Raw genomic sequence first — 22,935 nt, forward strand, 5'->3', positions numbered from 1 at the left:
TTCCCCACAGGTGCGAGGAGGGCGGGTCTCCCGCCGGGCGCGCGGGCCCGGCGGGCGGCTGGCCGGGGGCGGCGGAAACGCCGTCAGGAGACTGCGGACGGGTCACCCGACACGGCTCTCCCCGACACGGCTCTCCCCCGGCCCGCACGCGGACCGGGGGAGAGGGCGAAGCGGGGCGCGGTCAGACGGAGAAGCCCAGCTCGCGGGCGATCAGCATGCGCTGGACCTCGCTGGTGCCCTCGCCGATCTCCAGGATCTTGGAGTCGCGCCACATGCGGGCCACCGGGTACTCGTTCATGAACCCGTAGCCGCCGTGGATCTGGGTGGCCTCGCGGGCGTTGTCCACGGCCACCGTCGAGGAGTACAGCTTCGCGATCGCCGCCTCCTTCTTGAACGGCTCGCCCGCCACCAGCCGGGAGGCCGCGTCGCGCCAGCCGACGCGGGCCATGTGGGCGCGCATCTCCATGTCCGCGATCTTGAACTGGATGGCCTGGTTGTCGCCGATGGCCTTGCCGAACGCGTGCCGCTCCCTGGCGTACTTCACCGACTCGTCCACGCAGCCCTGTGCCAGACCCGTCGCCAGGGCGGAGATGGCGATGCGGCCCTCGTCGAGGATCCGCAGGAACTGGGCGTAGCCGCGGCCCTCCGCGCCGACCAGGTTGGCCAGGGGCACCCGTACGTCGGAGAAGGACAGCTCGCGGGTGTCCGAGGAGTTCCAGCCGACCTTGGAGTACGGGGCGGCGACCGTGAAGCCCGGGGTGCCGGACGGGACGATGATCGAGGAGATCTCGGGGCGGCCGTCCGCCGTGCGGCCGGTCACGGCCGTGACGGTGACCAGGCCCGTGATGTCCGTACCGGAGTTGGTGATGAAGCACTTGGAGCCGTTGATCACCCATGCGTCGCCGTCGCGCACCGCCGTGGTGCGGGTGCCGCCGGCGTCGCTGCCGGCGCCCGGCTCGGTCAGACCGAAGGCGCCCAGGACCTCACCGGAGCACATCTTCGGCAACCACTCCCGCTTCTGCTCCTCGGAGCCGAAGAGGTAGAGGGGCATGGCGCCCAGGGAGACCCCGGCCTCCAGGGTGATGGCGACGGAGGAGTCGACGCGGGCGAGCTCCTCCAAGGCGATGCCGAGGGCGAGGTAATCGCCGCCCATGCCGCCGTACTCCTCCGGGAAGGGCAGGCCGAACAGGCCCATGCGGCCCATCTCGGCGACGATCTCGTACGGGAACTCGTGGCGCTCGTACAGGTCGCCGATCTTGGGCGCGATCACGTCGTGCGCGAACGCCTCGACGGTGCGGCGGAGTTCCTCGTGCTCGGGGGTGAGCCGGTGGTCGAGGGGCATGGTGTGACTACTCCTTGTGGGAGAGGGCGCGGACGGTGCGGGAGGGGCTGGGCCGGCCCAGCCGTTCGGCCATCCACACGCTCGTGGCGGTGAGGGCGGCCAGATCGACCCCGGTTTCGATGCCGAGGCCGTCGAGCATCCACACCAGGTCCTCGGTGGCGAGGTTCCCGGTGGCGCTCTTGGCGTACGGGCATCCGCCGAGGCCCCCGGCGGACGCGTCGACGGTGGTCACGCCATGCCGGAGGGCGGCGAGGGTGTTGGACAGGGCCTGTCCGTACGTGTCGTGGAAGTGCACGCCGATCCGGTCGTTGGTGACGCCCGCGCCGTTCAGGCCCTCCAGCAGGGCCTGGACGTGGCCCGGGGTGGCGACGCCGATGGTGTCGCCGAGGCTCAGCTCGTCGCAGCCGAGGTCCAGCAGGGCGGTGGCGACGGAGACGACCTGGGGGAGCGGGACCGGCCCCTCCCACGGGTCGCCGAAGCACATCGAGAGGTAGCCGCGGACGTGGGCGCCGTCCTGCCGGGCCCGGGCCACGACGGGCTCGAACATGGCGAGGGACTCGGCGACCGTGCGGTTGAGGTTGCGGGACGCGAAGGTCTCGGTGGCCGAGCCGAACACCGCGATGCGGGTGGCGCCCAGGGCGAGCGCGCGGTCCAGCCCGCGCTCGTTGGGGACCAGGACGGGGAGCGCCGCGTCCACGTCGGCCAGGAGCGGGAAGAGCTCCTCGGCGTCGGCGAGCTGGGGCACCCACTTGGGGTGGACGAAGCTGGTGGCCTCGATGGTCGTCAGGCCGGCCGCGGCGAGGCGGTGGACGAACTCCGCCTTGACGGCGGTCGGTACGGCCGTCTTCTCGTTCTGCAGGCCGTCGCGGGCGCCCACCTCGTGGATGCGCACCCGCGCCGGGAGGCCGGGGGCGGGGACCTTCATCGGGAGCCCGTTCACCGGCCCTCCTCCTCGTCCGCGGTGACCACGGCCAGGACCTGGTCCATGGCGACGGTGCTGCCGGGGGTGACGTCGAGTTCGGTGACGGTGCCGGCGTGCGGGGCGGAGATGACGTGCTCCATCTTCATCGCCTCTACGACGAGCAGGCTCTGACCTGCCACGACCTCGTCCCCGACGGCCACCTTGACGACGGTGACGGTGCCCGGCATGGGCGCGGCGAGGGTTCCGGCGCCGCCCTGGCCCCGGCCGCCGAGCGCTGCCGCCACGGGGTCGTGGTCCTGGACGTGCCAGCTGTCGCCGTCGCGGCCCAGCCAGGTCCCCTCCGGGGAGGCGGCGTGGCTGAACCGGTGGGTGACACCGTCGAGTTCGAGGGTGAGGGCGTCGGGGGTGCGGCTGACGATCCGGGCGCGGGCCGGTGCCGCGGGGCTCCGCCCCGGACCCCGCGCCTCGAACGCCGGCGGGGCGGGATTCTGGCAGCGGCCGGCGTCGGCGTCATCGTCGGCGGTCGGGAGGAGGAGTTCCGTGTCGGAGCCCTGGGGGCGGGTGCGGACCGCGACCGGGTCCTGGCCCGGCAGGCGGAAGTGGTGCACGGTCCAGGCCGGGGTGCCGCCCAGGCGCCAGCCGGAGCGGGCGTCGAAGGGGTCCGCCCAGGCCGCCGCACCCGCAACCGCCGGGGCCTCGGCCAGCAGCGCGGCCGCCGCGTACACCTCCGGCGGAACGCCCTCCGGCAGGAGTCCGGCCAGGTCGCGCTCGACCAGGCCCGTGTCCAGGTCGCCCGCGACCACGTCCGGGTGGGCGAGGAGCCGCCGCAGGAACCCGGTGTTCGTCTGGACGCCCAGGATCACGGTGTCGGCGAGCGCGCCCCGCAGCACCCGCAGCGCCGTCGCCCGGTCCGGGCCGTACGCGATGACCTTGGACAGCATCGGGTCGTACGCGGAGCCCACCGGGACGCCCGCCAGCAGGCCGGAGTCCGTGCGGACCGGGCCGCCCGACGGCTCGGCCAGGGCCAGGACCGTACCGCCCGACGGCAGGAACCCGCGGGCCGGGTCCTCCGCGCAGACGCGGGCCTCGATGGCGTGGCCGGTCAGCACGACGTCGGCCTGGGTGAGGCCCAGGGCGCCACCCGCCGCGACCCGCAGCTGCTGTTCCACCAGGTCCAGGCCGGTGACCAGCTCGGTCACCGGGTGCTCGACCTGGAGCCGGGTGTTCATCTCCATGAAGTAGTACGAGGACGGGTCGCCGCCCGGGACGATGAACTCCACCGTGCCCGCGCCGACGTACCCGCAGGAGCGGGCGGCCTCCACGGCCGCCGCGCCCATCGACGCCCGCAGCTGGGGCGTCAGCAGGACCGACGGGGCCTCCTCGATCACCTTCTGGTGGCGCCGCTGGAGGGAGCACTCCCGCTCGCCGAGGTGGACCACGTTCCCGTGGGAGTCCGCCAGCACCTGGATCTCGATGTGCCGCGGCCGGTCGATCCACCTCTCGACCAGCAGGGTGTCGTCGCCGAAGGAGGAGCGGGCCTCGCGGCGGGCGGCCGCGATCTCCTCGGCCAGCACCGTCTCGTCGCGCACCAGCCGCATGCCCTTGCCGCCGCCGCCCGCCGAGGGCTTGAGCAGCACCGGCATGCCGATCTCCCGCGACGCCTCGACCAGTTCGGCGTCCGAGAGGCCGCTGCCCGAGGAGCCGGGGACGACCGGGACACCGGCCGCCTTCACCGTCTCCTTGGCGCGGATCTTGTCGCCCATGAGCGAGATCGCCGAGGCGGGCGGCCCGATGAAGGCCAGTCCGGCGTCGGCGCACGCGGCCGCGAAGGCCGCGTTCTCCGCGAGGAAGCCGTAGCCGGGGTGGACGGCCCCGGCGCCGGTGCGGCGGGCCGCGTCCAGCAGCCGCTCCACCGACAGATAGCTCTCCGCGGCTGCCGCCGGGCCGATCCGGACGGCCGTGTCGGCCTCCCGTACGTGCCGGGCGTCCGCGTCCGCGTCGCTGAAGACGGCCACGGAGCGGATGCCGAGCTGCCGCAGCGTGCGGATGACCCGTACCGCGATCTCGCCCCGGTTCGCGACCAGAACAGTGCTGAACATCGAAGAGGTCCTCACGTCACATACGGAAGATGCCGAAAGCGGAGTCGCCCAGTGGGGCGTTCGCGCACGCGGTCAGGGCCAGTCCCAGCACCTGCCGGGTCTCCATGGGGTCGATGACCCCGTCGTCCCACAGCCGGGCGGTCGCGTAGTACGCGTTGCCCTGCTCCTCGTACTGGGCGCGGACCGGGGCCTTGAAGGCCTCCTCGTCCTCGGCCGGCCAGTCCTGGCCGGCGCCCTCGATCTGGTCCCGCTTGACCGTGGCCAGCACCGACGCGGCCTGCTCGCCGCCCATCACGGAGATCTTGGCGTTCGGCCACATCCACAGGAAGCGGGGCGAGTAGGCGCGCCCGCACATCGAGTAGTTGCCCGCGCCGTACGAGCCGCCGACGACCACGGTCAGCTTCGGCACGCGGGCGCAGGCCACGGCCGTGACCATCTTGGCGCCGTGCTTGGCGATGCCGCCCGCCTCGTAGTCGCGGCCGACCATGAAGCCCGAGATGTTCTGCAGGAACAGCAGCGGGATCCCGCGCTGGTCGCACAGCTCGATGAAGTGGGCGCCCTTCTGGGCGGACTCGGAGAAGAGGATGCCGTTGTTGGCGATGATCCCGACCGGGTGGCCGTGGATCCGGGCGAAGCCGGTGACCAGGGTCTGCCCGTACTCGGCCTTGAACTCCTGGAAGCGGGAGCCGTCCACGACCCGGGCGATGATCTCGCGCGCGTCGTACGGGGTCCGGGAGTCGACGGGGACCGCGCCGTACAGCCCGTACGGATCCACCTTCGGCTCCTCGGGGGCCTCCACCGACCAGGGCAGGGCCCCGCGGTCGGGCAGGGTCGCCACGATGTTCCGTACGATCCGCAGCGCGTGCGCGTCGTCCTCCGCGAGGTGGTCGGTCACCCCGGACACGCGGGAGTGGACCTCGCCGCCGCCCAGTTCCTCGGCCGTGACCACCTCACCGGTGGCGGCCTTCACCAGCGGCGGGCCGCCGAGGAAGATCGTGCCCTGGCCGCGGACGATGACGGCCTCGTCGCTCATCGCCGGCACGTACGCGCCGCCGGCCGTGCACGAGCCGAGGACGGCGGCGATCTGCGGGATGCCGGCCCCCGACATGCGCGCCTGGTTGTAGAAGATGCGGCCGAAGTGCTCCCGGTCGGGGAAGACCTCGTCCTGCATGGGGAGGAAGGCGCCGCCGGAGTCGACCAGGTAGAGACAGGGGAGACGGTTCTCCAGGGCCACCTCCTGGGCGCGCAGGTGCTTCTTGACGGTCATCGGGTAGTAGGTGCCGCCCTTGACGGTGGCGTCGTTCGCGACGATCACGCATTCGCGGCCGCCGACCCGGCCGATGCCCGCGATGACTCCGGCGGCGGGGGCCGAGCCCCCGTACATCCCCTCGGCGGCCAGCGGGGCCAGCTCCAGGAAGGGCGAGCCGGGGTCCAGGAGGGCGTCCACGCGGTCGCGCGGGAGGAGCTTGCCGCGCGCGGTGTGGCGGGCGCGGGCCTTCTCGCCGCCCCCGAGCCGGGCTGTCTCCAGCCGGGCGCGCAGGTCCTCGGCCAGCTCGCGGTGGGCGGCCTCGTTGGCCCGCCAGGCCTCGGACGCCGGGTCCGCGGCGCTCGTCAGCACTGGTGCCTGCTGCATCGGTCGAGCTCCCTTGCTCGGTGCACGGTGTTAATGAGCGTTAACGCTTGTGGGAGTTAGGTTAACGACCGCTAACGGCCCTGTCTAGAATGGTTTCCCATGAGCACCAGAGCGGCCGTCCCCACCCGTCGCGAGCAGATCCTCAGTGAGGCCGCTCGTCTCTTCGCCGCGCGTGGGTTCCACGGGGTCGGCGTCGACGAGATAGGGGCCGCGGTGGGCATCAGCGGCCCCGGCCTGTACCGGCACTTCGCGGGCAAGGACGCGATGCTCGCCGAGCTCCTGGTGGGCATCAGCGAACGGCTGCTCGCCGGCGGCCGGCACCGGGTGGCGGAGGCGGCCGGCGACCCGCCGGGGGTGCTGTCCTCCCTCATCGACGGGCACATCGACTTCGCGCTCGACGACCGTGCGCTGATCACCGTGCACGACCGGGAGCTCGACCGCCTCCGGGACGCCGACCGCAAGCTCGTGCGGCAGCTCCAGCGCCAGTACGTCGAGCTGTGGGTGGACGTCGTACGGGAACTGCACCCCGAGGTGGGCGAGGACGAGGTGCGGGTCTCCGTGCACGCCGTCTTCGGCCTGCTGAACTCCACCCCGCACCTGGCCGCGCTGGGCCGGGAGGCGACGGAGTCGCTGCTGCGCCGGCTCGCCCACGGGGCGTTCGGGGCGCTGTCCGTGTGAGCGGGCGCGTCCGGCGACCGAGATGGACGGGACGCCTCCGCCCGGGCGGCGGCAGAATGGGCCGTATGCCGAAGCCGATAGAGACGCCCGCCCGATCTGCTGAACCGCCGAGCCGCGCCGAACTCGTCGACCACCTGGTGCGCACCCGCATCGCGGGGCAGGTCGCGACGCCGCGCGAGAACAACCTCTCCCACTACCGCAAGCTCGCCAACGGCGACCGGCACTACTGGCTCGGCCTGGAGCTGGGCGACCGCTGGACCGACGAGCAGGACGTCCTCGCGGTGATGGCGGAGCGCTGCGGGGTCGTGGACGACGCCGAGCACCGGTACGGGCAGGACACCATCGACCCGGAGCTGACCGTGGCCGGCCTGGACCGGCTGGCGGCGCGATTGCGCAAGGCCGCCCTGGACCGGCAGAGCGTGCTGCTGGCCACCGGGCACCCGGGCGGGCTGCTGGACGTGCACCGGGCGACGGCGGCCGCGCTGCGGGCGGCGGGCTGCGAGATCGTGGTCATTCCGGCCGGGCTGCACGCCGACGAGGGCTCGGTGTGGCAGTTCGCCGACGTCGCCGTCCTGGAGCGGGGCGCGACGCTGTGGCACACCCATTCGCCGGAACCGATGGCCGCGATCCTGGACGGCCTGGCGGCGTCGAACCGCCCGCAGCCGGACCTCGTCGTCGCCGACCACGGCTGGGCGGGGTGCGCGGCCCAGCGGGGCCTCGACGCGGTGGGCTACGCCGACTGCAACGACCCGGCGCTGTTCCTCGCCGAGGCCGAGGGCACCCTCCAGGTGGCGATCCCCCTGGACGACCACGTGCGCGACCCGCGCCACTACGACCCGATGGTGGCGTACCTGCTGGACGCGGCGGGCCTGCTGGAGGCGTAGGGCGGCCGGCGGCATGGGACCGGCGGGCCGCGGCTCCGGCCGCCGGCGGCTGCCGGGGTCCGCTGCCGCGGTCGCAGGGGCGCCGCCGCCCGGGGCGCCCGCTGTCAGTGGCCGCCGTTACGGTCGCCCCCATGCCGAAGCCGCCGCGCGCCCGCAACCCGCTGTCCGTCCTGGCCGACGACCCCCGGGGACGCTCCCTGGGACTGGAACTGCCGCCCGGCACGGTCGTCGCCGCGCCCGGCCGGCGGAGGTGGGGCAGGGCTCCCGAGCCGCTGCTGTGGGTCTCCGACGGGGCCGTGGGCGCCGGCGATCTCGCCGCGCACCGCACCCCTGCGACGGCCGCCGCCGGACTCCAGGCCGTGCTGTTCCAGGACCGCCGGGGGCTGGAGCGGTGGTGGCACGAACGGGAGTTCATGCCGCAGCGGATGTCCGACCCCGACGACCACCGCGTCGAACCGGTGCTGCGCGCGCTGTGGACCGGGGTCGTCCCCGATCCCGTGGAGGGGGCGGAGGGCGAGGAGCTCATCGCCCCGTTCGGCAGGCGGTGGCCGGGCCTCGCCCGGCCGGGGCCGGAGGGCGTACCGGACCCGGCCGACGCGGAGGCCGCGGCCTGCGCGCTCGCGGACGAGCTGATCGCCACCGGCTTCCTGCCGAGCCCGCGACTCGCGCTGGTCCCCGCGGGCCGCTCCGCCGACGTACCCGCCGCGGCGGGCTGGTGCGGACCCACGAACCACGAGAACGACACCGCCCTCCTCAGCGTCGTCCTGCGCTCCTGGGAGGACCGCTTCGGCGCCCGGGTCGTCGCCCTCGGCTTCGACGAGCTCCAGGTGTCCGTGTCGGCCCCGCCGCCGACGGCCGACCGGGCCCTCCCCGTCGCGGCGGAGCACTTCGCGTTCTGCCCCGACAACGTCCGGCAGGGCTCCGGCAGCATCCGCGCCTACGCGGAGGAGGCGGTCACCGGCACCCGCCACTGGGGCTTCTGGTGGGACTGAGGGCCGCCGGGGCGGGCGTCACGCACGCGGGACCCGGACGACGCCCTCCTGGATGACCGTCACGGCCAGGCGCCCGTCCTGGGTCCAGATCCGGGCCTGGCCGAGGCCCCGGCCGGCGGCCGCCGACGGCGACTCCTGGTCGTACAGCAGCCACTCGTCCGCGCGGAACGGCCGGTGGAACCACATGGCGTGGTCCAGCGAGGCCCCCACCACGTCCCCGACCGCCCAGCCGCCCCGCCCGTGGGCGAGCAGCACCGAGTCCAGCAGCGTCATGTCCGAGACGTACGTGGCCAGGCAGGTGTGCAGCAGGGGATCGTCGCTCTCCAGCTTCCCGGACGTACGGAACCACACCTGGGACCGGGGCTCCAGCGGCTCGCCGACACTGCCCCAGGGCGGGACCGTCGCGTAGCGCAGGTCCACGGCGGCGCGCGCGTCGATCAACCGCTCCACGGTGCCCGGATCGCGGAAGGCGGACCGGTATGCGGGCAGGGCCTCGGCGGCGGTGGGCAGGGTCTCCGGGTCCGGGGCGGCCGGCATGGCGGCCTGGTGGTCGAGCCCGTCCTCGTACGTCTGGAAGGACGCGGAGAGGTGGAAGATCGGCTGCCCGTGCTGGACGGCGACGACCCGGCGCGTGGTGAAGGAGCGGCCGTCGCGGATCCGGTCCACCGAGTAGACGATGGGCGCGCCCGGGTCCCCGGCGCGCAGGAAGTACGAGTGCAGGGAGTGCGCGGCGCGGTCCTCGGGAACGGTACGCCCGGCCGCGACCAGGGCCTGGGCCGCGACCTGGCCGCCGAACACGCGCGGTACCAGCGCCGAACGGCTGGTACCGCGGAAGATGTTCTCCTCGATCTGCTCCAGGTCGAGCAGATCGAGGAGCGTCGTCAGTGCCTCGTTCATGGGGGAAGGGTAGGTGTCCCGAATCCCTTACAGACCCATGGACTTGGCGATGATGGACTTCATGACCTCGCTGGTGCCGCCGTAGATGCGGTTCACGCGGTTGTCGGCGTACAGGCGGGCGATCGGGTACTCGTTCATGTAGCCGTAACCGCCGTGCAGCTGGAGGCACTTGTCGATGACGCGGTGGGCGACCTCGGTGCAGAACAGCTTCGCGGAGGCGGCCTCGGCGGCGGTCAGCTCACCGGCGTCCAGGGCCTCCAGGGCGCGGTCGGCGACCGCCTCGGCGGCGTCCACCTCGGCCTGGCAGGAGGCCAGTTCGAACTTGGTGTTCTGGAAGTGCGCGACCGGCTTGCCGAAGACGGTGCGGTCCGTCACGTACTGCTGGGCGAACCGGACGGCGGCCTTGGCCTGCGCGTAGGCGCCGAAGGCGATGCCCCAGCGCTCGGACGGCAGGTTGGCACCGAGGTAGTAGAAGCCCTTGTTCTCCTCGCCCATCAGGTCCTCGACCGGGACCTTCACGTCGACGAAGGCCAGCTCGGCCGTGTCGGAGGTGCGCAGGCCGAGCTTGTCGAGCTTGCGGCCGATCGAGTAGCCCTCGGACTTGGTGTCCACGGCGAAGAGGGAGATGCCGAAGCGGCGGTCGTCCTCGCGCGGGGCGGAGGTGCGGGCGCAGACGATCACCCGGTCGGCGTGCACGCCACCGGTGATGAAGGTCTTGGAGCCGTTGAGGACGTAGTGGGTGCCGTCCTCGGAGAGCTTGGCGGTGGTCTTCATGCCCGCGACGTCGGAGCCGGTGCCCGGCTCGGTCATGGCGAGCGCCCACATCTCCTCGCCGGTGACGAACTTCGGCAGGTAGCGCTTCTTCTGCTCGTCGGTGGAGAGCATCTTGATGTACGGGAGGGCGAGCAGCACGTGCACGCCGGAACCGCCGAAGTTCACGCCGGCGCGGGAGGTCTCCTCGTAGAGGACGGCCTCGAACTTGTGCGTGTCCAGGCCCGCCCCGCCGAACTCCTCGGGGACGTTGATGCCGAAGACGCCCAGCTCGCCGAGCTTGTAGTAGAAATCGCGGGGCGCCTGGCCGGCCTGGAACCACTCGTCGTAGACGGGGACGACCTCGGCTTCGATGAAGGCGCGGATGGTCTCGCGGAACGCCTCGTGGTCCTCGTTGAAAACGGTACGGCGCACGGCCGGCCCTCCCTTATGCGGCTAAACCGCCGCCGCTCTCGCGGAGGTGGTCGCGCGCCGTCGTCGTTGCTCGATTGATGGCTCATCTAAGCGCTTGCTCAGATTAAGTTACCGGCGAGTTGTCGCCGGTGTCCAGAGCGCGTAGCGCAAACCACAGCTCCATCCGGGTGTCCGTGTCGTCCAGGTCCCGCCGGTCCAGGAGCGCGGCGGTGCGGGCGATGCGCTGGCGGACCGTGTTGCGGTGCACGCCGAGGGCGGCGGCGGTCCGGTCCCAGCTGCCGTGGTGGGCCAGCCACGCCCGCAGGGTGGCGGCCTGGGTCCCGTTCAGCGGGGCGAGCAGGGCCTCGGCGTGCGCGCGCGCCTCGGCGGGATCGAGCAGGGCCCCCAGGCCCCCGGACGTGTGCCGGGCGAGGGGGGTCCGGGCCGCCTCGGCGCGCTCCAGGGCCCGCCGGGCCTGCGCGTCGGCGGTCGCGAGCCCCTCGGCCGCCGCCGGGGCGCTGACCCCCAGGCGCCACCCCGGCTGCGGGCCGGGCTCCCGGTCGGCGAGCAGGCGTACGGCCTCCCCGTGCGGGTCCAGCAGTACGGTGCCCAGCCCCGCGGCGAGGGTCAGGGGGTCGCCGCCGCCGGTGCTCCGGGCGTGGACGGCGTACCAGGGCCCCGGCCCTGGCAGTGACCCGGCGGGGGAGCCGCCGAGCAGCAGCCGGGTCAGCGCGGCGGCCTCGTCGCCGGCGGGCCGGTCGGCCGTGAGCAGGGCGAGCAGGACCGCCGCCACCGAGGCGATCGTGTGGTCACCGGGGGCCCGCGCGGGCGTGGCGGTGCCGAGGGCACGGGCGGGGGCGACGGGGGAAGCGGGGGCGGCGGGCGTGGCGGGCGTTCCTGGCGGGGGCGCGCCCGGGGTTCCGGACGGGCCGGCGGCGGCTCCGGCGGGCGCTGGGCCGGGGGGCGGGGTGCCGGGGGCCGCCGTGGCGGGCGTCGCGGGTGCGGGGGGCGTCGCGCCGGGCGGCGGGGGCGCGGCCGCCGTGGCGCCGGGCGTCGCGGGTGCGGGCGGCGCGGGCAGAGTGGGCCCCGGCGGCGGTTCCGGGTGCCGGGACAGTGCGTACGCCGCGAGGTGCCAGCCTCCGGACTCGTCGGTGGCCGTGGCCGGGCCGCCCGCCCGCCCCACCCGGGCCAGCAGCGCGGCCAGCGCCCCGGCCGCCCCGGCGGGAACCGGCCCGCCCGCCGACCGGCCGTCCGGGGCCAGCTCGACGCGCCCGCCGAGGCTCGCCGCGAGCCGCCGCAGCACCGCCGGGACCGGGTCCGGGCGGGCGGCCGCCGCCGCGAGGGACTGCTGGGCCTCGGTGACCCGGCGAAGCTCCCCCGTACGGGCCTGCTCCATCAGCCGCCACACCGTACGGGCCACCGCCGTGAAGGGGGTCCCCGGCGGGACCTCCAGCAGCGGCAGCCCGTGCCGGCCGCACGCCTCGGCGAGGCCGGGCGGCACCGCCTCGTGCACGGGCGCCACGCCGAAGCCGAGCGCCGCCGCGCCCGCCGCGACGAGCCGGGCCGCGTACCGGTCGGGATCCGCCCCCAGCTCGGCGCCCGCCGTCAGCAGCAGCTCCCCGCCCAGCAGGTACGGCGACGGGTCCGCCATCTCGGAGGCGTGCACCCCGTGCACCTCGGCCCGGGCGGCTCCGGCGCCCCCGGCCACCAGCCGCAGCCCCAGCTCGGGGTCGGCGAGGAGCCGCGCCAGGGGGACCGGCGGGGTGGGAAAAGGGGCGGCTTCCATGGATGCTCCGTACACATCGAGGGGCCATGATGGATGAAACGTACACTTCGCCCCTCACGGCTGTCCGCTTACGCTCGAATCACCGCACCAGCAGGACCTCCAGAAGGGCACTCCCCATGAGCACGCAGCCGCGCGGACCCGTCGACTCCTCCCGCATCCCGCGCTACGCGGGCCCGGCCACCTTCGCCCGGCTCCCCCGCCTGGACGAGGTCGGCACCGCCGACGTGGCCGTCGTGGGCGTCCCCTTCGACTCCGGCGTCTCCTACCGCCCCGGCGCCCGCTTCGGCGGCAACGCCATCCGCGAGGCCTCCCGCCTGCTGCGCCCGTACAACCCCGCTCAGGACGCCTCCCCGTTCGCCCTGGCGCAGGTCGCCGACGCCGGTGACATCGCGGTGAACCCCTTCAACATCAACGAGGCCGTCGACCAGGTCGAGGCCGCCGCCGACGACCTCCTCGGCGCCGGCTCCCGCCTGATGACCCTCGGCGGCGACCACACCATCGCGCTCCCGCTGCTCCGCTCGGTCGCCAAGAAGCACGGCCCCGTCGCGCTGCTGCACTTCGACGCGCACCTGGACACCTGGGACACCTACTTCGGCGCCGAGTACACCCACGGCACCCCGTTCCGCCGCGCCGTGGAGGAGGGCATCCTCGACACCGAGGCGCTCTCCCACGTCGGCACCCGCGGCCCGCTGTACGGCAAGCAGGACCTGACCGACGACGCCAAGATGGGCTTCGGCATCGTCACCTCGGCCGACGTCTACCGCCGCGGCGCCGACGAGGTCGCCGACCAGCTCCGCCAGCGCATCGGCGACCGCCCCCTCTACATCTCCATCGACATCGACGTCCTCGACCCGGCGCACGCTCCCGGCACCGGCACCCCCGAGGCGGGCGGCATGACCTCCCGCGAGCTGCTGGAGATCATCCGCGGGCTGTCCTCCTGCAACCTCGTTTCCGCCGACGTCGTCGAGGTCGCCCCGGCGTACGATCACGCGGAGATCACCTCGGTCGCGGCCTCGCACACCGCGTACGAGCTGACCACGATCATGAGCCGGCAGATCGCTGCGGCGAAGGCGAAGGGCAACTGAGCACGTGACGCACGACCACGACCTGGTACTCCGTCCCACCGAGGCCCAGACGGCCGCCGCCCTCGCACCGCCGCCGGGGCGCACGGGCGGGGACCTGGTCGTGGAGACGCTCCGCTCGCTCGGCGCGACGACCGTCTTCGGACTGCCCGGCCAGCACGCGCTGGGCCTCTTTGACGCGGTCGGCCGCTCCGACCTGCGACTGATCGGCCTCCGTACGGAGAACAACGCCGCCTTCGCGGCCGACGCGTACGGCCGGATCACCGGGGAGGCCGTCCCCCTGCTGCTCTCCACGGGGCCGGGCGCGCTCATGGCCCTGCCCGCCCTCGCGGAGGCGGCGGCCGCCTCCGCGCCGGTCCTCGCGATCTGCTCGCAGGTGCCGTCCGCGGGCCTGGGCGGCGGCCGGCACGGCCATCTGCACGAGCTGCGCGACCAGTCCGCGTCCTTCCGGGACGTGGTGAAGTCCGTGCACACCGCGCGCACCCCCTCCCAGATCCCGTCGGTGGTGGCCGAGGCCTGGGAGTCGGCCCTGACCACCCCGCACGGTCCGGTCTGGGTGGAGATCCCCGAGGACGTGCTCCGCGCGGAAACGATCGTGCCGCAGGTCACGGGCATGGACGCGACCCCCCACGAACTGGTCCCGCGCCCCGAGCTGACGGCGCTGGCGGCCCACTGGCTGGGAGGGGCCGAACGCCCGGTGATCATCGCGGGCGGCGGCGTCGTCCGCTCCGACGCGGCGGGCAAGCTCAGGCAGCTGGCGGAGCGGCTCAACGCGCCCGTGGTCACCACCTTCGGCGGCAAGGGCGCCTTCCCCTGGACGCACCCGCTCTCCCTCCAGTCCTGGCTGGAGGACCGCCACATGACCGACTTCCTGGAGGACGCCGACGTCCTGCTGGTCGTCGGCTCGGGCCTCGGCGAACTCTCGTCGAACTACCACACGTTCTTCCCCACGGGCCGGGTCGTCCAGATCGAGGCGGACCTCGGCAAGCTGGAGTCGAACCACGCGGCCCTCGGTATCCACGCGGACGCCCGGCTCGCGCTCCAGGCCCTGCTGGAGACCGTTCCCGCCCGGGAGGACCCGGGCGCCCCCGAGCGCGTCCGCACGGTCCTGGCGGACATCGCGGCCCGGCTGTCCACCCAGGACGTCGGCCTGGAACAGGACCTCCTGCGGTCCGTCCGCTCGGCGCTCCCGGCGCGCTCCCCGTCCTTCTGGGACATGACGATGCTGTCCTACTGGGCCTGGTCCGCCTTCGACCCGAAGCACCCCAACACCATGCACTCGGCGCAGGGCGCGGGCGGCCTCGGCTACGCGTTCCCCGCGGCCCTGGGCGCCTGCGTCGCCGAACCGGGCACCCCGGTGCTGGCCGTGTCCGGCGACGGCGGCGCGATGTACTCGCTCGCGGACCTGGCCACGGCCCGCCAGCACGACCTCGACGTCACGTGGCTGATCGTGGACGACGGCGGCTACGGCATCCTGCGGGAGTACATGACGGCGTCCTTCGGCCGGGCCACGGGCACGGAACTGACCCGCCCCGACTTCGTCGCCCTGGCGTCGTCCTTCGGCGTCCCGGCGGCCACGACCACGCCGCAGACCCTGAGCGAGGACCTGGCCGCGTCCCTCGCGGAACCGGGCCCCTCGGTCCTGGTCCTCCCGACGACCCTCAGGATGTTCGCCCCGACGCACGTCTAGGGCCGCCCGGGCCCCTCGTTAGGGTGGTGGTGATCAGGTACCGGCATTCGGTAGGGGGAGCAGTGTCGTTCGAGCAGGAGTGGGCCGCGCAGAAGCAGGCCGCAGCCGCCGGCCCGTCACCGCGGATGCGGCTGAACCAGGTTCCTGCCGAACCGGGCGGCGTCGGCGGTTCGGGCGTCCTGGCGACCGCCCCGCCGGAGAAGAAGAAGGCGGCCAACACCATCGAGAACGTCCTGCAGCCCGGGACCAGGAAGGCCGCGGACGCGGCCGACGAACCGACGAAGGGCGCGGTCGCCGCCTTCAACGGCTGGGACACGGCAGCGGGCCTGACCAAGGCGCACACCCACTGGGACGACCAGGTGAAGCGGCTGATGTCCCGCCTGGACTCCGAGAAGACGGCACTGCGCGGGGCGTCGAACCTGTTCACCGGGAACGACCAGCTGACCGGCCGCGGCTTCCAGCCGGTGAAGTCCAACATCTCGGGGGTGTAGGGGAGACATGCCGACGTACCAGCAGATCCTGCAGACGGACCTCTCCGCGCTCACGACGGCCGCCGACGGCTGGAAGGCCATGGCGAAGCAGTTCAAGACCATGGAGGACGTGTACGAGAAGGAAGTCCAGAGCGTATCGACGGGCAACGGCTGGCTGGGCTCCAGCGCCCAGGTGGCGAGCACGAACTCGGGGATCACCCGCGGGGAGTTCGACGCGGCCCAGACCGAGGCGCTCGCCATGGAGTCGCTGCTCCGCGACGCACACGCCCAGTTCGTGAACCTCAAGTCGCGAGTGACCTCCGCCGTCTCGGACGCGGTCGCCGCCGGCATGAAGGTCTCGGACGCCGGCGTCGCCAGCTACGACTTCAGCAAGACGGACCCGGCCGCCGCGAACGCGATCCGCCACGACCCCGACCTCCCGGAGGTCGAACGCTCCTGGACGCGCCGGATCGCCGAGACGGTCAAGGCGGTCACGGACTTCGACGCCGACGTCAAGGTAGCCCTGCTGAACGCGTCCGGCGCGGACGGCACGGCGATGTTCGGCTTCAACTCCAAGCCGGTGAACGACGTCGAGGCCGTGGAGGCGCTCGCGCTCACCTCGAAGATCCGTGACGGCAAGGCCTCTCCGGAGGAGCTGCGGCACTACAACGACCTCCTGCGGCAGAACTCCGGGGACCAGCACTTCAGCGAGGCGTACCTGCACGCGCTGGGCGCGAAGGACACCCTGCAGCTCGCCGACCAGATGAACCTGGCGTCCAACGAACGCGGCGCGTCGGCAGCCGACAAGAAGCTCTACGAGTCGATCAACTCCGGCCTCGCCGGGACGATCGCCTCGGGCACGAAGGACCCGGGGAGCTACGCCTACCAGCCGTTCGTCAACGGCCTCAAGGAGCAGGGCCCGGAACTGGTCGCCAAGGGCCTGCGGCCGACGTACGGCTACCAGGCGCTCCTGACGCTCATGGGCCACGGCGACGGCTACGGCAAGCAGTTCCTCAATGATGTCGGGCACGGCATCATCGAGGCCGAGAAGACAAAGCCGAACATGTACTCCCACGCGTACGACTCCCAACGGCCCAATCTGGTCTCGGACCCGCTGGACGCGATCCTGGGCATCATGGCCAAGGACCCGGAGACGGCCACCTACTTCCTCGACCCGGACGCGCCCGGCAACAAGAACGACCACTTGGACCACCTGCTCACCGACCGCAAGTGGCACGACCAGTGGATGTCGGGGCCGTACGGCCCCCCGATGGAGATGGAAAACCCGCACAAGATGGACGGCTTCGCCGCGGCCTTCCACGCGGCGGCCACCGGCGACGCGCCCGGGGAGAAGATGGGCCCGGCGGGCACGCACACCGAGGGCCAGGCGCGCGTCATGCACAACGCCATCCGTCTCATCGACGACGACATGGGCGGCGACGAGTTCCCGGAGGAACTGGAGAAGTTCCGTCAGCCGATGGCCAAGGCCCTGGTCGACTACGTGGCGGACACCCATCTCATCCTGGGAGGTCAGGAGAGCGACCTCGGCCTTGTCAGTGGCAAGGACTCCATCCACGGTTCGGGCGATCAGGCCCAGATCGCGGTCGGCCAGGGCAGCCTGGTCCGCGTGATGCGCGGCATCGCGGACGACGGCCCGGCCTACGCCCTGTTGGTCGAAGCGGAGCGTTCCTACTCGGCGGAACAGCTCGCGACCGCCGCCCCGTACAAGGCCGACTCCCCGCACGGCGTGAGCGCTGACTGGGACAACCGCGCGCACGACATCGGGGCCGCAACGGGTGCCCTGAACGGCATCGGGGCCGACGTCTACAAGGACAAGGAAGAGGACCGCGTCACGTGGGCGGAAGGCGTGTCCGAGCACACGGCTGCCGTCGCGAACGGGCTCATCGGCGAAATCCCGGTCGTCGGCACGGTCGGCGGCTCACTGATCGACTCGGCCAAGTACGAGTGGGTCGAGGGCGTCAAAGAAGCGGCCGAGGAGCAGAGCAAGAAGGATTCCAGCAGCAACTACGCGGCTGGTGTCGAGGGAACCAGCAGTCTGTTGGACGCGTGGGGACGCGAGTGGAAGATCAGCGATGATCCTGCGTTCGATCACGCCAAGAACGAGGCGGGCGAGGGATACACCTCGGGACGGGAAGCTGCTCGTGCACATCTCAGGCCGTGACGTGATCAAGACCATCGGAAGCTCGACGGCTGCGCTCGTCTGCGTGCTGACGCTGGCGTCGTGCGCTTCGGGCGACTCCGAGGGGAAGGCTGCGAACCTGTGCGGGATCGCCTCCTCGGAGGAGGAGGCGCTCGTGCGGGAGATCCTCGGTACCGAGGGCTACGAGACGAAGGCCTACAAGTCCACGGACCAGCTGGTGGACAAGATGAAAGCGGCGGTGCAGCAGATGCGGCCGGGCAAGGACTCGTATTTCAACACTGCGTGCCGGTACGAGGATGACCGGCAGGTTCGTGGACATGCGATCTTTTCGTTCGGCTGGTCCCCCCGGGCGGCTTCCGAGGTGTCCCCGTCCCACAATGGCGCGTCGTACGAGTTGAACGGTGCGGGAGGCGTGGCGAGCGCCGGCCAGTCCACGCTGCTCGTCCAGTGCGACCTGCCCGGTGAGCTCGGGGGACAGTCGCGAAACGTGCGGCTCTCGGCGGACGCGATGTTCGACCGGCCGGACGGGCCGGTCGTGGATCAGGCGGCCAAGGACAGGCGGATGACTCTCACCTATCTGATGGCCCGCCGGGTCACCGACGCCCTCGGCTGCGAGAACAAGCCCCTCGCCGCGCCCCCCGTCGTGAAGCCGCTGCCTGCCCCCTGAGGCCCACCTCGGCCCAGACGGCCTTGCCGATGCCGTGCGGCCGGGGGCGGCAGCCCCACCGTGCTGCGAGCGCCTCCACGACGTACGGCGTTGGTGACCGGCTCGGACAGGACCAGCTCGGCCGTTCCTGCGGCTCCCGCGCCGACCTTCCAGGTGGCGAGCCGGGCGCGCAACCGCAACCGCATCCGCGCCCGGCCGGCGGATACGGCCTATGCCGGGGTGAACCAGCCCGACAGGAGGAGGTCGTCCTCGTCGCGGTCCGGTTCGTGGTTCGCGACCGCGGCCGCGGCCGCGGTCGGGAGGGGCGCGGGGAGGGGCCGGGCCGCGGCCGCCGGGGCCGAGGCGCGGACCCACGGGGCCGGGTCGGCTTCGGTGTCCTTGATCGTCATGCGCCGAGTATCGCCGGGCGCCGCCCCGCGGCTCCCGCTGCCCCCGTGACCCGTACGGCTCAGGGCGGCTCGCCGAACGGCGCGCAAACCCGTTCGATTGTTGCGGAGGGATGAAATCCGCCGGTCGGGGCGTTGGGGGAGGCGGCAGGGCAGGAGCTACGGGGAGGCATCACGTGACGGCGGCGAAGACGGCGGTCGGGGAACACCAGGGCTGGGGCAGGAGGCTGATCGCCTACACCTGGCGCTACAAGGTCAACGTGCTCCTCGCGCTCGGGTCATCGCTGGCCGGCATGGCCGTCATGGCGCTCGTCCCGCTGGTCACCAAGGTGATCATCGACGACGTCATCGGGGACAAGACCAGGGACATGGCGCCCTGGGCCGGCCTGCTCATAGCCGCCGCCCTGCTCGTCTACGTACTCACCTACATCCGCCGGTACTACGGCGGCCGCCTCGCCCTCGACGTGCAGCACGACCTGCGCACCGACATGTACGACACCATCGCCCGCCTCGACGGCCGGCGGCAGGACGAGCTGTCCACCGGCCAGGTGATCGGGCGGGCCACCAGCGACCTCCAGCTCATCCAGGGCCTGCTCTTCATGCTCCCGATGACCATCGGGAACTTCCTCCTCTTCGGGATATCCCTCGGCATCATGCTGTGGCTGTCCCCGCTGCTGACCGTCGTCGCGCTCCTCATGGCCCCCGCCCTCTGGTTCATCGCCAAGCGCAGCCGCAAGAAGCTCTTCCCCGCCACCTGGTGGGCCCAGGGGCAGGCCGCCGCCGTCGCTGGCGTCGTCGACGGGGCCGTGACCGGCGTCCGCGTCGTGAAGGGCTTCGGCCAGGAGGACCAGGAGACCGGCAAGCTGCGCGCCGCCGGCCGCCGGCTGTTCGCCGGCCGGATGCGGACCATCCGGCTGAACTCCCGCTACACCCCGGCGCTCCAGGCCGTACCGGCCCTCGCACAGGTCGCCATGCTGGCCCTCGGCGGCTGGATGGCCACCAACGGCCAGGTCACCCTCGGCACCTTCGTCGCCTTCTCCACCTACCTCGCCCAGCTCGTCGGCCCCGTCCGGATGCTCGCCATGGTCCTCACCGTCGGCCAGCAGGCCCGCGCCGGCGCCGAGCGGGTCTTCGAGCTCATCGACACCGAGCCCGTGATCCGGGAGGGCGCCACCGAGCTGCCCGCCGACTCGCCCGCCACCGTCGAGTTCGACGGCGTCGCCTTCGGCTACGACCGCGAGCGGCCCGTGCTCGACGGGTTCTCGCTCTCCCTGGCCGAGGGGGAGACCATCGCCCTCGTCGGAGCCTCCGGCAGCGGCAAGTCCACCCTCTCGCTCCTCCTGCCCCGCTTCTACGACCCCGACCGCGGCACCGTCCGCGTCGGCGGCCACGACGTCCGCGACCTGACGTACGCGTCCCTCAGGTCGGCCATCGGCCTGGTGCCCGAGGACTCCTTCCTCTTCTCCGACACCATCCGCGCGAACATCGCCTACGGGCACCCCGAGGCCGGTGACGAGCAGATCCGGGCCGCCGCCCGCGCCGCCCAGGCCGAGGGCTTCATCGAGGCCCTCCCGGCCGGCTACGACACCAAGGTCGGCGAGCAGGGGCTCACCCTCTCCGGCGGCCAGCGCCAGCGCATCGCGCTCGCCCGCGCCATCCTCACCGACCCCCGGCTGCTGCTCCTCGACGACGCTACCTCCGCCGTGGACGCCCGCGTCGAGCACGAGATCCACGAGGCGCTGCGCGCCGTCATGGCCGGCCGGACCACCCTGCTGATCGCGCACCGCCGCTCCTCGCTCGCGCTGGCCGACCGGATCGCCGTACTCGACGGCGGCCGGCTCGCCGACCTCGGTACGCACGAGGAGCTGGAGCGCCGCTCCGCCCTCTACCGCAGGCTCCTCACCGACCCCGACGCCCTCGGTGCCGGCTCGCCGCGCACGCCGGCCGACACGCCGATGGACGAGTTCGAACGCGACCTCGACCGGGACGGCGACCTGGAGCGGGGCATCGAACTCGAAGCGGAGATCGACTGCGAGCCCGTCAACGCCAAGCGCCGGGTCGCGGGCGGGATCACCCCCGAGCTGTGGCGGCGCCAGGAGGAGGCGGACCACGCCTCCGCCGCCGCGCCCGACGGCTCCGCCGGGATCCGCGCCCCCGGGGCCGGGCACTCCATGGCCGGAGCGGTGGCCGGGATGCCCGCCACCCCCGAGCTCCTCGCACAGGTGGCCGCGCTGCCGCCCGCCGACGACGAACCCGACGTGGACGAGACCCGCGCCGCGGCCGCCGAGGAGAGCTACGGTCTGCGCCGCCTCCTCAAGGGCTTCTGGGCGCCGCTCGCCGTCAGCCTCGGCCTCGTGGCCGTCGACGCGGGCGCCGGGCTGCTGCTGCCCATCCTCATCCGCCACGGCATCGACCAGGGCGTCGAGCAGGCAGCGCTGGGCGCCGTCTGGGTGGCCGCCGGGTTCGCCCTCGTGATCGTGGTCGCCCAGTGGGCCGCGCAGTTCGCCGAGACCCGGATGACGGGCCGCACCGGCGAGCGCGTGCTGTACGCGCTGCGCGTCAAGATCTTCGCCCAGCTCCAGCGCCTCGGCCTCGACTACTACGAGCGCGAACTGACCGGCAAGATCATGACGCGGATGACCACCGACGTCGACGCCCTGTCCACGTTCCTCCAGACCGGGCTGGTCACCGCCGTCGTCTCCGTCTTCACCTTCTTCGGCATCCTCGTCGCCCTGCTCGTCCTCGACGTCGAGCTGGCGCTGATCGTCTTCGCGACCCTGCCCCTGCTGGTGGTCGGCACGGTCTACTTCCGCCGCAAGTCGGTCGCCGCGTACGAGCTCGCCCGCGACCGGGTCAGCCTGGTCAACGCCGACCTCCAGGAGTCCGTCTCCGGGCTGCGCATCGTCCAGGCCTTCCGCCGCGAGGGCGCCGGCGCCGCCCGGTTCGCCGAGCGCAGCGACGCGTACCGCGAGGCCCGCGTCCGCGGCCAGTGGCTGATTTCCGTCTACTTCCCGTTCGTGCAGCTGCTGTCCTCGGGCGCGGCGGCCGCCGTGCTCATCGTCGGCGCCGGCCGGGTGGACGCCGGGACCCTGACCCTCGGCGCGCTGGTGGCGTACCTGCTCTACATCGACCTGTTCTTCGCCCCGGTCCAGCAGCTCTCCCAGGTCTTCGACGGCTACCAGCAGGCCACCGTCTCGCTCGGCCGGATCCAGGGACTGCTGCGGGAGCCCACCTCCACGCCGAGGCCGACCGACCCCGGCGAGGTGCCGGAGCTGCGCGGGGAGATCGCCTTCGAGGACGTCCGCTTCCAGTACGGCACGGCCGAGGAGCGGGGCGAGAAGGGGGAGGCGCTGGCCGGAATCAGCCTGCGGATACCCGCCGGGCAGACCGTGGCCTTCGTCGGCGAGACCGGAGCGGGCAAGTCCACGCTGGTCAAGATGGTGGCCCGGTTCTACGACCCGACCTCCGGACGGATCACCGCCGACGGCGCCGACCTGCGGGAGCTCGACCTGACGGCGTACCGCCACCGGCTCGGCGTGGTCCCCCAGGAGCCGTACCTCTTCCCGGGGACCGTCCGTGACGCCATCGCCTACGGCCGGCCCGAAGCGAGCGACGCCGAGGTGGAGGCCGCCGCCCGCGCGGTCGGCGCCCACGCCATGATCGCCACCCTCGACGGCGGCTACCTGCACACCGTCTCCGAGCGCGGCCGCAACCTCTCCGCCGGGCAGCGCCAGCTGATCGCGCTGGCCCGCGCCGAGCTCGTCGACCCCGACGTGCTGCTGCTCGACGAGGCGACCGCCGCCCTCGACCTCGCCACGGAGGCCCAGGTCAACCGGGCCACCGACCGGCTCGCGGGCAAGCGCACCACCCTGGTGGTGGCCCACCGGCTGACCACCGCGGCCCGTGCCGACCGGGTCGTGGTCATGGACCGCGGCCGGGTGGTGGAAGACGGCACCCACGCCGAACTCCTGGGCCTCGGCGGGCGGTACGCCGACCTGTGGCGCACCTTCGTGGGGGAGGACGAGCCGGCCGCGGCCTAGGCTCCGGCCCCGGCGGCCCCGGGGTCGCCGGGCGGGTCCCAG

17 protein-coding genes are annotated in these 22,935 nt (G+C 73.2%); 9 read left to right on the top strand and 8 right to left on the bottom strand.

Features of this window, described 5'->3' with window-relative positions; all coding sequences use genetic code 11:
* Positions 1–181 precede the first annotated feature (181 nt).
* Genes ACFWW8_RS11705 through ACFWW8_RS11720 form a run of 4 tightly spaced genes read right to left on the bottom strand, consistent with a single transcriptional unit; the run spans position 182 to position 5,996 of the window.
* Positions 182–1,342, bottom strand: a complete 1,161-nt coding sequence (locus ACFWW8_RS11705; protein ID WP_386526867.1) for an acyl-CoA dehydrogenase family protein — start codon at positions 1,340–1,342, stop codon at positions 182–184.
* A 7-nt stretch (positions 1,343–1,349) separates the two neighbouring features.
* Positions 1,350–2,267, bottom strand: coding sequence for a hydroxymethylglutaryl-CoA lyase (locus ACFWW8_RS11710; protein WP_386527054.1), 918 nt, complete (start codon positions 2,265–2,267; stop codon positions 1,350–1,352).
* Between the two features lie 11 nt (positions 2,268–2,278).
* On the bottom strand, positions 2,279–4,363 hold the full coding sequence (locus ACFWW8_RS11715; protein WP_386526870.1) for a biotin carboxylase N-terminal domain-containing protein: 2,085 nt from the start codon (positions 4,361–4,363) through the stop codon (positions 2,279–2,281).
* A 16-nt stretch (positions 4,364–4,379) separates the two neighbouring features.
* The gene (locus ACFWW8_RS11720) at positions 4,380–5,996 is read right to left on the bottom strand and encodes a carboxyl transferase domain-containing protein (RefSeq protein WP_386526872.1); all 1,617 of its coding nucleotides are present in this window, start codon (positions 5,994–5,996) and stop codon (positions 4,380–4,382) included.
* Positions 5,997–6,095: 99 nt separating this feature from the next.
* On the opposite strand from ACFWW8_RS11720, the gene ACFWW8_RS11725 reads away from it, so the two are divergent.
* The 3 genes from ACFWW8_RS11725 to ACFWW8_RS11735 all read left to right on the top strand — a co-directional run bounded on the left by ACFWW8_RS11725 (position 6,096) and on the right by ACFWW8_RS11735 (position 8,550).
* Positions 6,096–6,674 carry a TetR/AcrR family transcriptional regulator gene (locus ACFWW8_RS11725; RefSeq protein WP_386526874.1) on the top strand — a complete coding sequence of 193 codons (579 nt, stop codon included), beginning with the start codon at positions 6,096–6,098 and terminating at the stop codon, positions 6,672–6,674.
* 56 nt (positions 6,675–6,730) lie between these two features.
* The gene (locus tag ACFWW8_RS11730; RefSeq protein ID WP_386526876.1) at positions 6,731–7,558 is read left to right on the top strand and encodes a phosphatase; all 828 of its coding nucleotides are present in this window, start codon (positions 6,731–6,733) and stop codon (positions 7,556–7,558) included.
* Between the two features lie 131 nt (positions 7,559–7,689).
* On the top strand, positions 7,690–8,550 hold the full coding sequence (locus ACFWW8_RS11735; protein ID WP_386526879.1) for a DUF4253 domain-containing protein: 861 nt from the start codon (positions 7,690–7,692) through the stop codon (positions 8,548–8,550).
* Positions 8,551–8,568: 18 nt separating this feature from the next.
* Here ACFWW8_RS11735 and tesB read toward each other — a convergent pair whose 3' ends face one another.
* From tesB to ACFWW8_RS11750, 3 genes are all read right to left on the bottom strand, one after another.
* Positions 8,569–9,447, bottom strand: a complete 879-nt coding sequence (tesB, locus tag ACFWW8_RS11740; RefSeq protein ID WP_386526881.1) for an acyl-CoA thioesterase II — start codon at positions 9,445–9,447, stop codon at positions 8,569–8,571.
* A 27-nt stretch (positions 9,448–9,474) separates the two neighbouring features.
* On the bottom strand, positions 9,475–10,632 hold the full coding sequence (locus tag ACFWW8_RS11745; RefSeq protein ID WP_267718675.1) for an acyl-CoA dehydrogenase family protein: 1,158 nt from the start codon (positions 10,630–10,632) through the stop codon (positions 9,475–9,477).
* Between the two features lie 103 nt (positions 10,633–10,735).
* On the bottom strand, positions 10,736–12,397 hold the full coding sequence (locus ACFWW8_RS11750; protein ID WP_386526883.1) for a PucR family transcriptional regulator ligand-binding domain-containing protein: 1,662 nt from the start codon (positions 12,395–12,397) through the stop codon (positions 10,736–10,738).
* 116 nt (positions 12,398–12,513) lie between these two features.
* Between ACFWW8_RS11750 and speB the strand changes: the two genes are divergently transcribed.
* From speB to ACFWW8_RS11775, 5 genes are all read left to right on the top strand, one after another.
* Entirely contained in the window at positions 12,514–13,482 is a 969-nt protein-coding gene (speB, locus tag ACFWW8_RS11755) for an agmatinase (RefSeq protein WP_386526886.1), read from the top strand.
* Between the two features lie 4 nt (positions 13,483–13,486).
* Positions 13,487–15,169 carry a thiamine pyrophosphate-binding protein gene (locus tag ACFWW8_RS11760; RefSeq protein WP_386526889.1) on the top strand — a complete coding sequence of 561 codons (1,683 nt, stop codon included), beginning with the start codon at positions 13,487–13,489 and terminating at the stop codon, positions 15,167–15,169.
* Positions 15,170–15,231: 62 nt separating this feature from the next.
* Positions 15,232–15,660, top strand: a complete 429-nt coding sequence (locus ACFWW8_RS11765) for a hypothetical protein (protein ID WP_386526891.1) — start codon at positions 15,232–15,234, stop codon at positions 15,658–15,660.
* A gap of 7 nt (positions 15,661–15,667) precedes the next feature.
* Complete coding sequence (locus ACFWW8_RS11770) at positions 15,668–17,821, top strand: hypothetical protein (protein WP_386526893.1); 2,154 nt, start codon at positions 15,668–15,670, stop codon at positions 17,819–17,821.
* Between the two features lies 1 nt (position 17,822).
* Positions 17,823–18,467: a hypothetical protein gene (locus tag ACFWW8_RS11775; protein WP_386526896.1), complete on the top strand. Its 645-nt coding sequence runs from the start codon at positions 17,823–17,825 to the stop codon at positions 18,465–18,467.
* A 209-nt stretch (positions 18,468–18,676) separates the two neighbouring features.
* On the opposite strand, the gene ACFWW8_RS11780 is transcribed toward ACFWW8_RS11775, so the two are convergent.
* A complete protein-coding gene (locus ACFWW8_RS11780; protein WP_386526898.1) occupies positions 18,677–18,856 on the bottom strand; it encodes a hypothetical protein in 180 nt (59 codons plus the stop codon).
* A gap of 173 nt (positions 18,857–19,029) precedes the next feature.
* Here ACFWW8_RS11780 and ACFWW8_RS11785 point away from each other — a divergent pair, with 173 nt between their 5' ends.
* Positions 19,030–22,893 (top strand): ABC transporter ATP-binding protein, encoded by a 3,864-nt coding sequence (locus ACFWW8_RS11785; RefSeq protein ID WP_386526901.1) that lies wholly within the window; start codon positions 19,030–19,032, stop codon positions 22,891–22,893.
* Positions 22,894–22,935 lie beyond the last annotated feature (42 nt).

Source organism: Streptomyces sp. NPDC058701 (genome assembly GCF_042715295.1).
GTDB lineage: Bacteria > Actinomycetota > Actinomycetes > Streptomycetales > Streptomycetaceae > Streptomyces.

What these genes read in the sequence shown, in the direction of transcription:
- ACFWW8_RS11725 (WP_386526874.1), top strand. Translation starts at nt 6,096, where the DNA reads ATGAGCACCAGAGCGGCCGTCCCCACCCGTCGCGAGCAGATCCTCAGT.
- ACFWW8_RS11735 (WP_386526879.1), top strand. Translation starts at nt 7,690, where the DNA reads ATGCCGAAGCCGCCGCGCGCCCGCAACCCGCTGTCCGTCCTGGCCGAC.
- tesB (WP_386526881.1), bottom strand. Translation starts at nt 9,447, where the DNA reads ATGAACGAGGCACTGACGACGCTCCTCGATCTGCTCGACCTGGAGCAG.
- ACFWW8_RS11715 (WP_386526870.1), bottom strand. Translation starts at nt 4,363, where the DNA reads ATGTTCAGCACTGTTCTGGTCGCGAACCGGGGCGAGATCGCGGTACGG.
- ACFWW8_RS11730 (WP_386526876.1), top strand. Translation starts at nt 6,731, where the DNA reads ATGGGCCGTATGCCGAAGCCGATAGAGACGCCCGCCCGATCTGCTGAA.
- ACFWW8_RS11770 (WP_386526893.1), top strand. Translation starts at nt 15,668, where the DNA reads ATGCCGACGTACCAGCAGATCCTGCAGACGGACCTCTCCGCGCTCACG.
- ACFWW8_RS11705 (WP_386526867.1), bottom strand. Translation starts at nt 1,342, where the DNA reads ATGCCCCTCGACCACCGGCTCACCCCCGAGCACGAGGAACTCCGCCGC.
- ACFWW8_RS11780 (WP_386526898.1), bottom strand. Translation starts at nt 18,856, where the DNA reads ATGACGATCAAGGACACCGAAGCCGACCCGGCCCCGTGGGTCCGCGCC.
- speB (WP_386526886.1), top strand. Translation starts at nt 12,514, where the DNA reads ATGAGCACGCAGCCGCGCGGACCCGTCGACTCCTCCCGCATCCCGCGC.
- ACFWW8_RS11710 (WP_386527054.1), bottom strand. Translation starts at nt 2,267, where the DNA reads ATGAAGGTCCCCGCCCCCGGCCTCCCGGCGCGGGTGCGCATCCACGAG.
- ACFWW8_RS11750 (WP_386526883.1), bottom strand. Translation starts at nt 12,397, where the DNA reads ATGGAAGCCGCCCCTTTTCCCACCCCGCCGGTCCCCCTGGCGCGGCTC.
- ACFWW8_RS11720 (WP_386526872.1), bottom strand. Translation starts at nt 5,996, where the DNA reads ATGCAGCAGGCACCAGTGCTGACGAGCGCCGCGGACCCGGCGTCCGAG.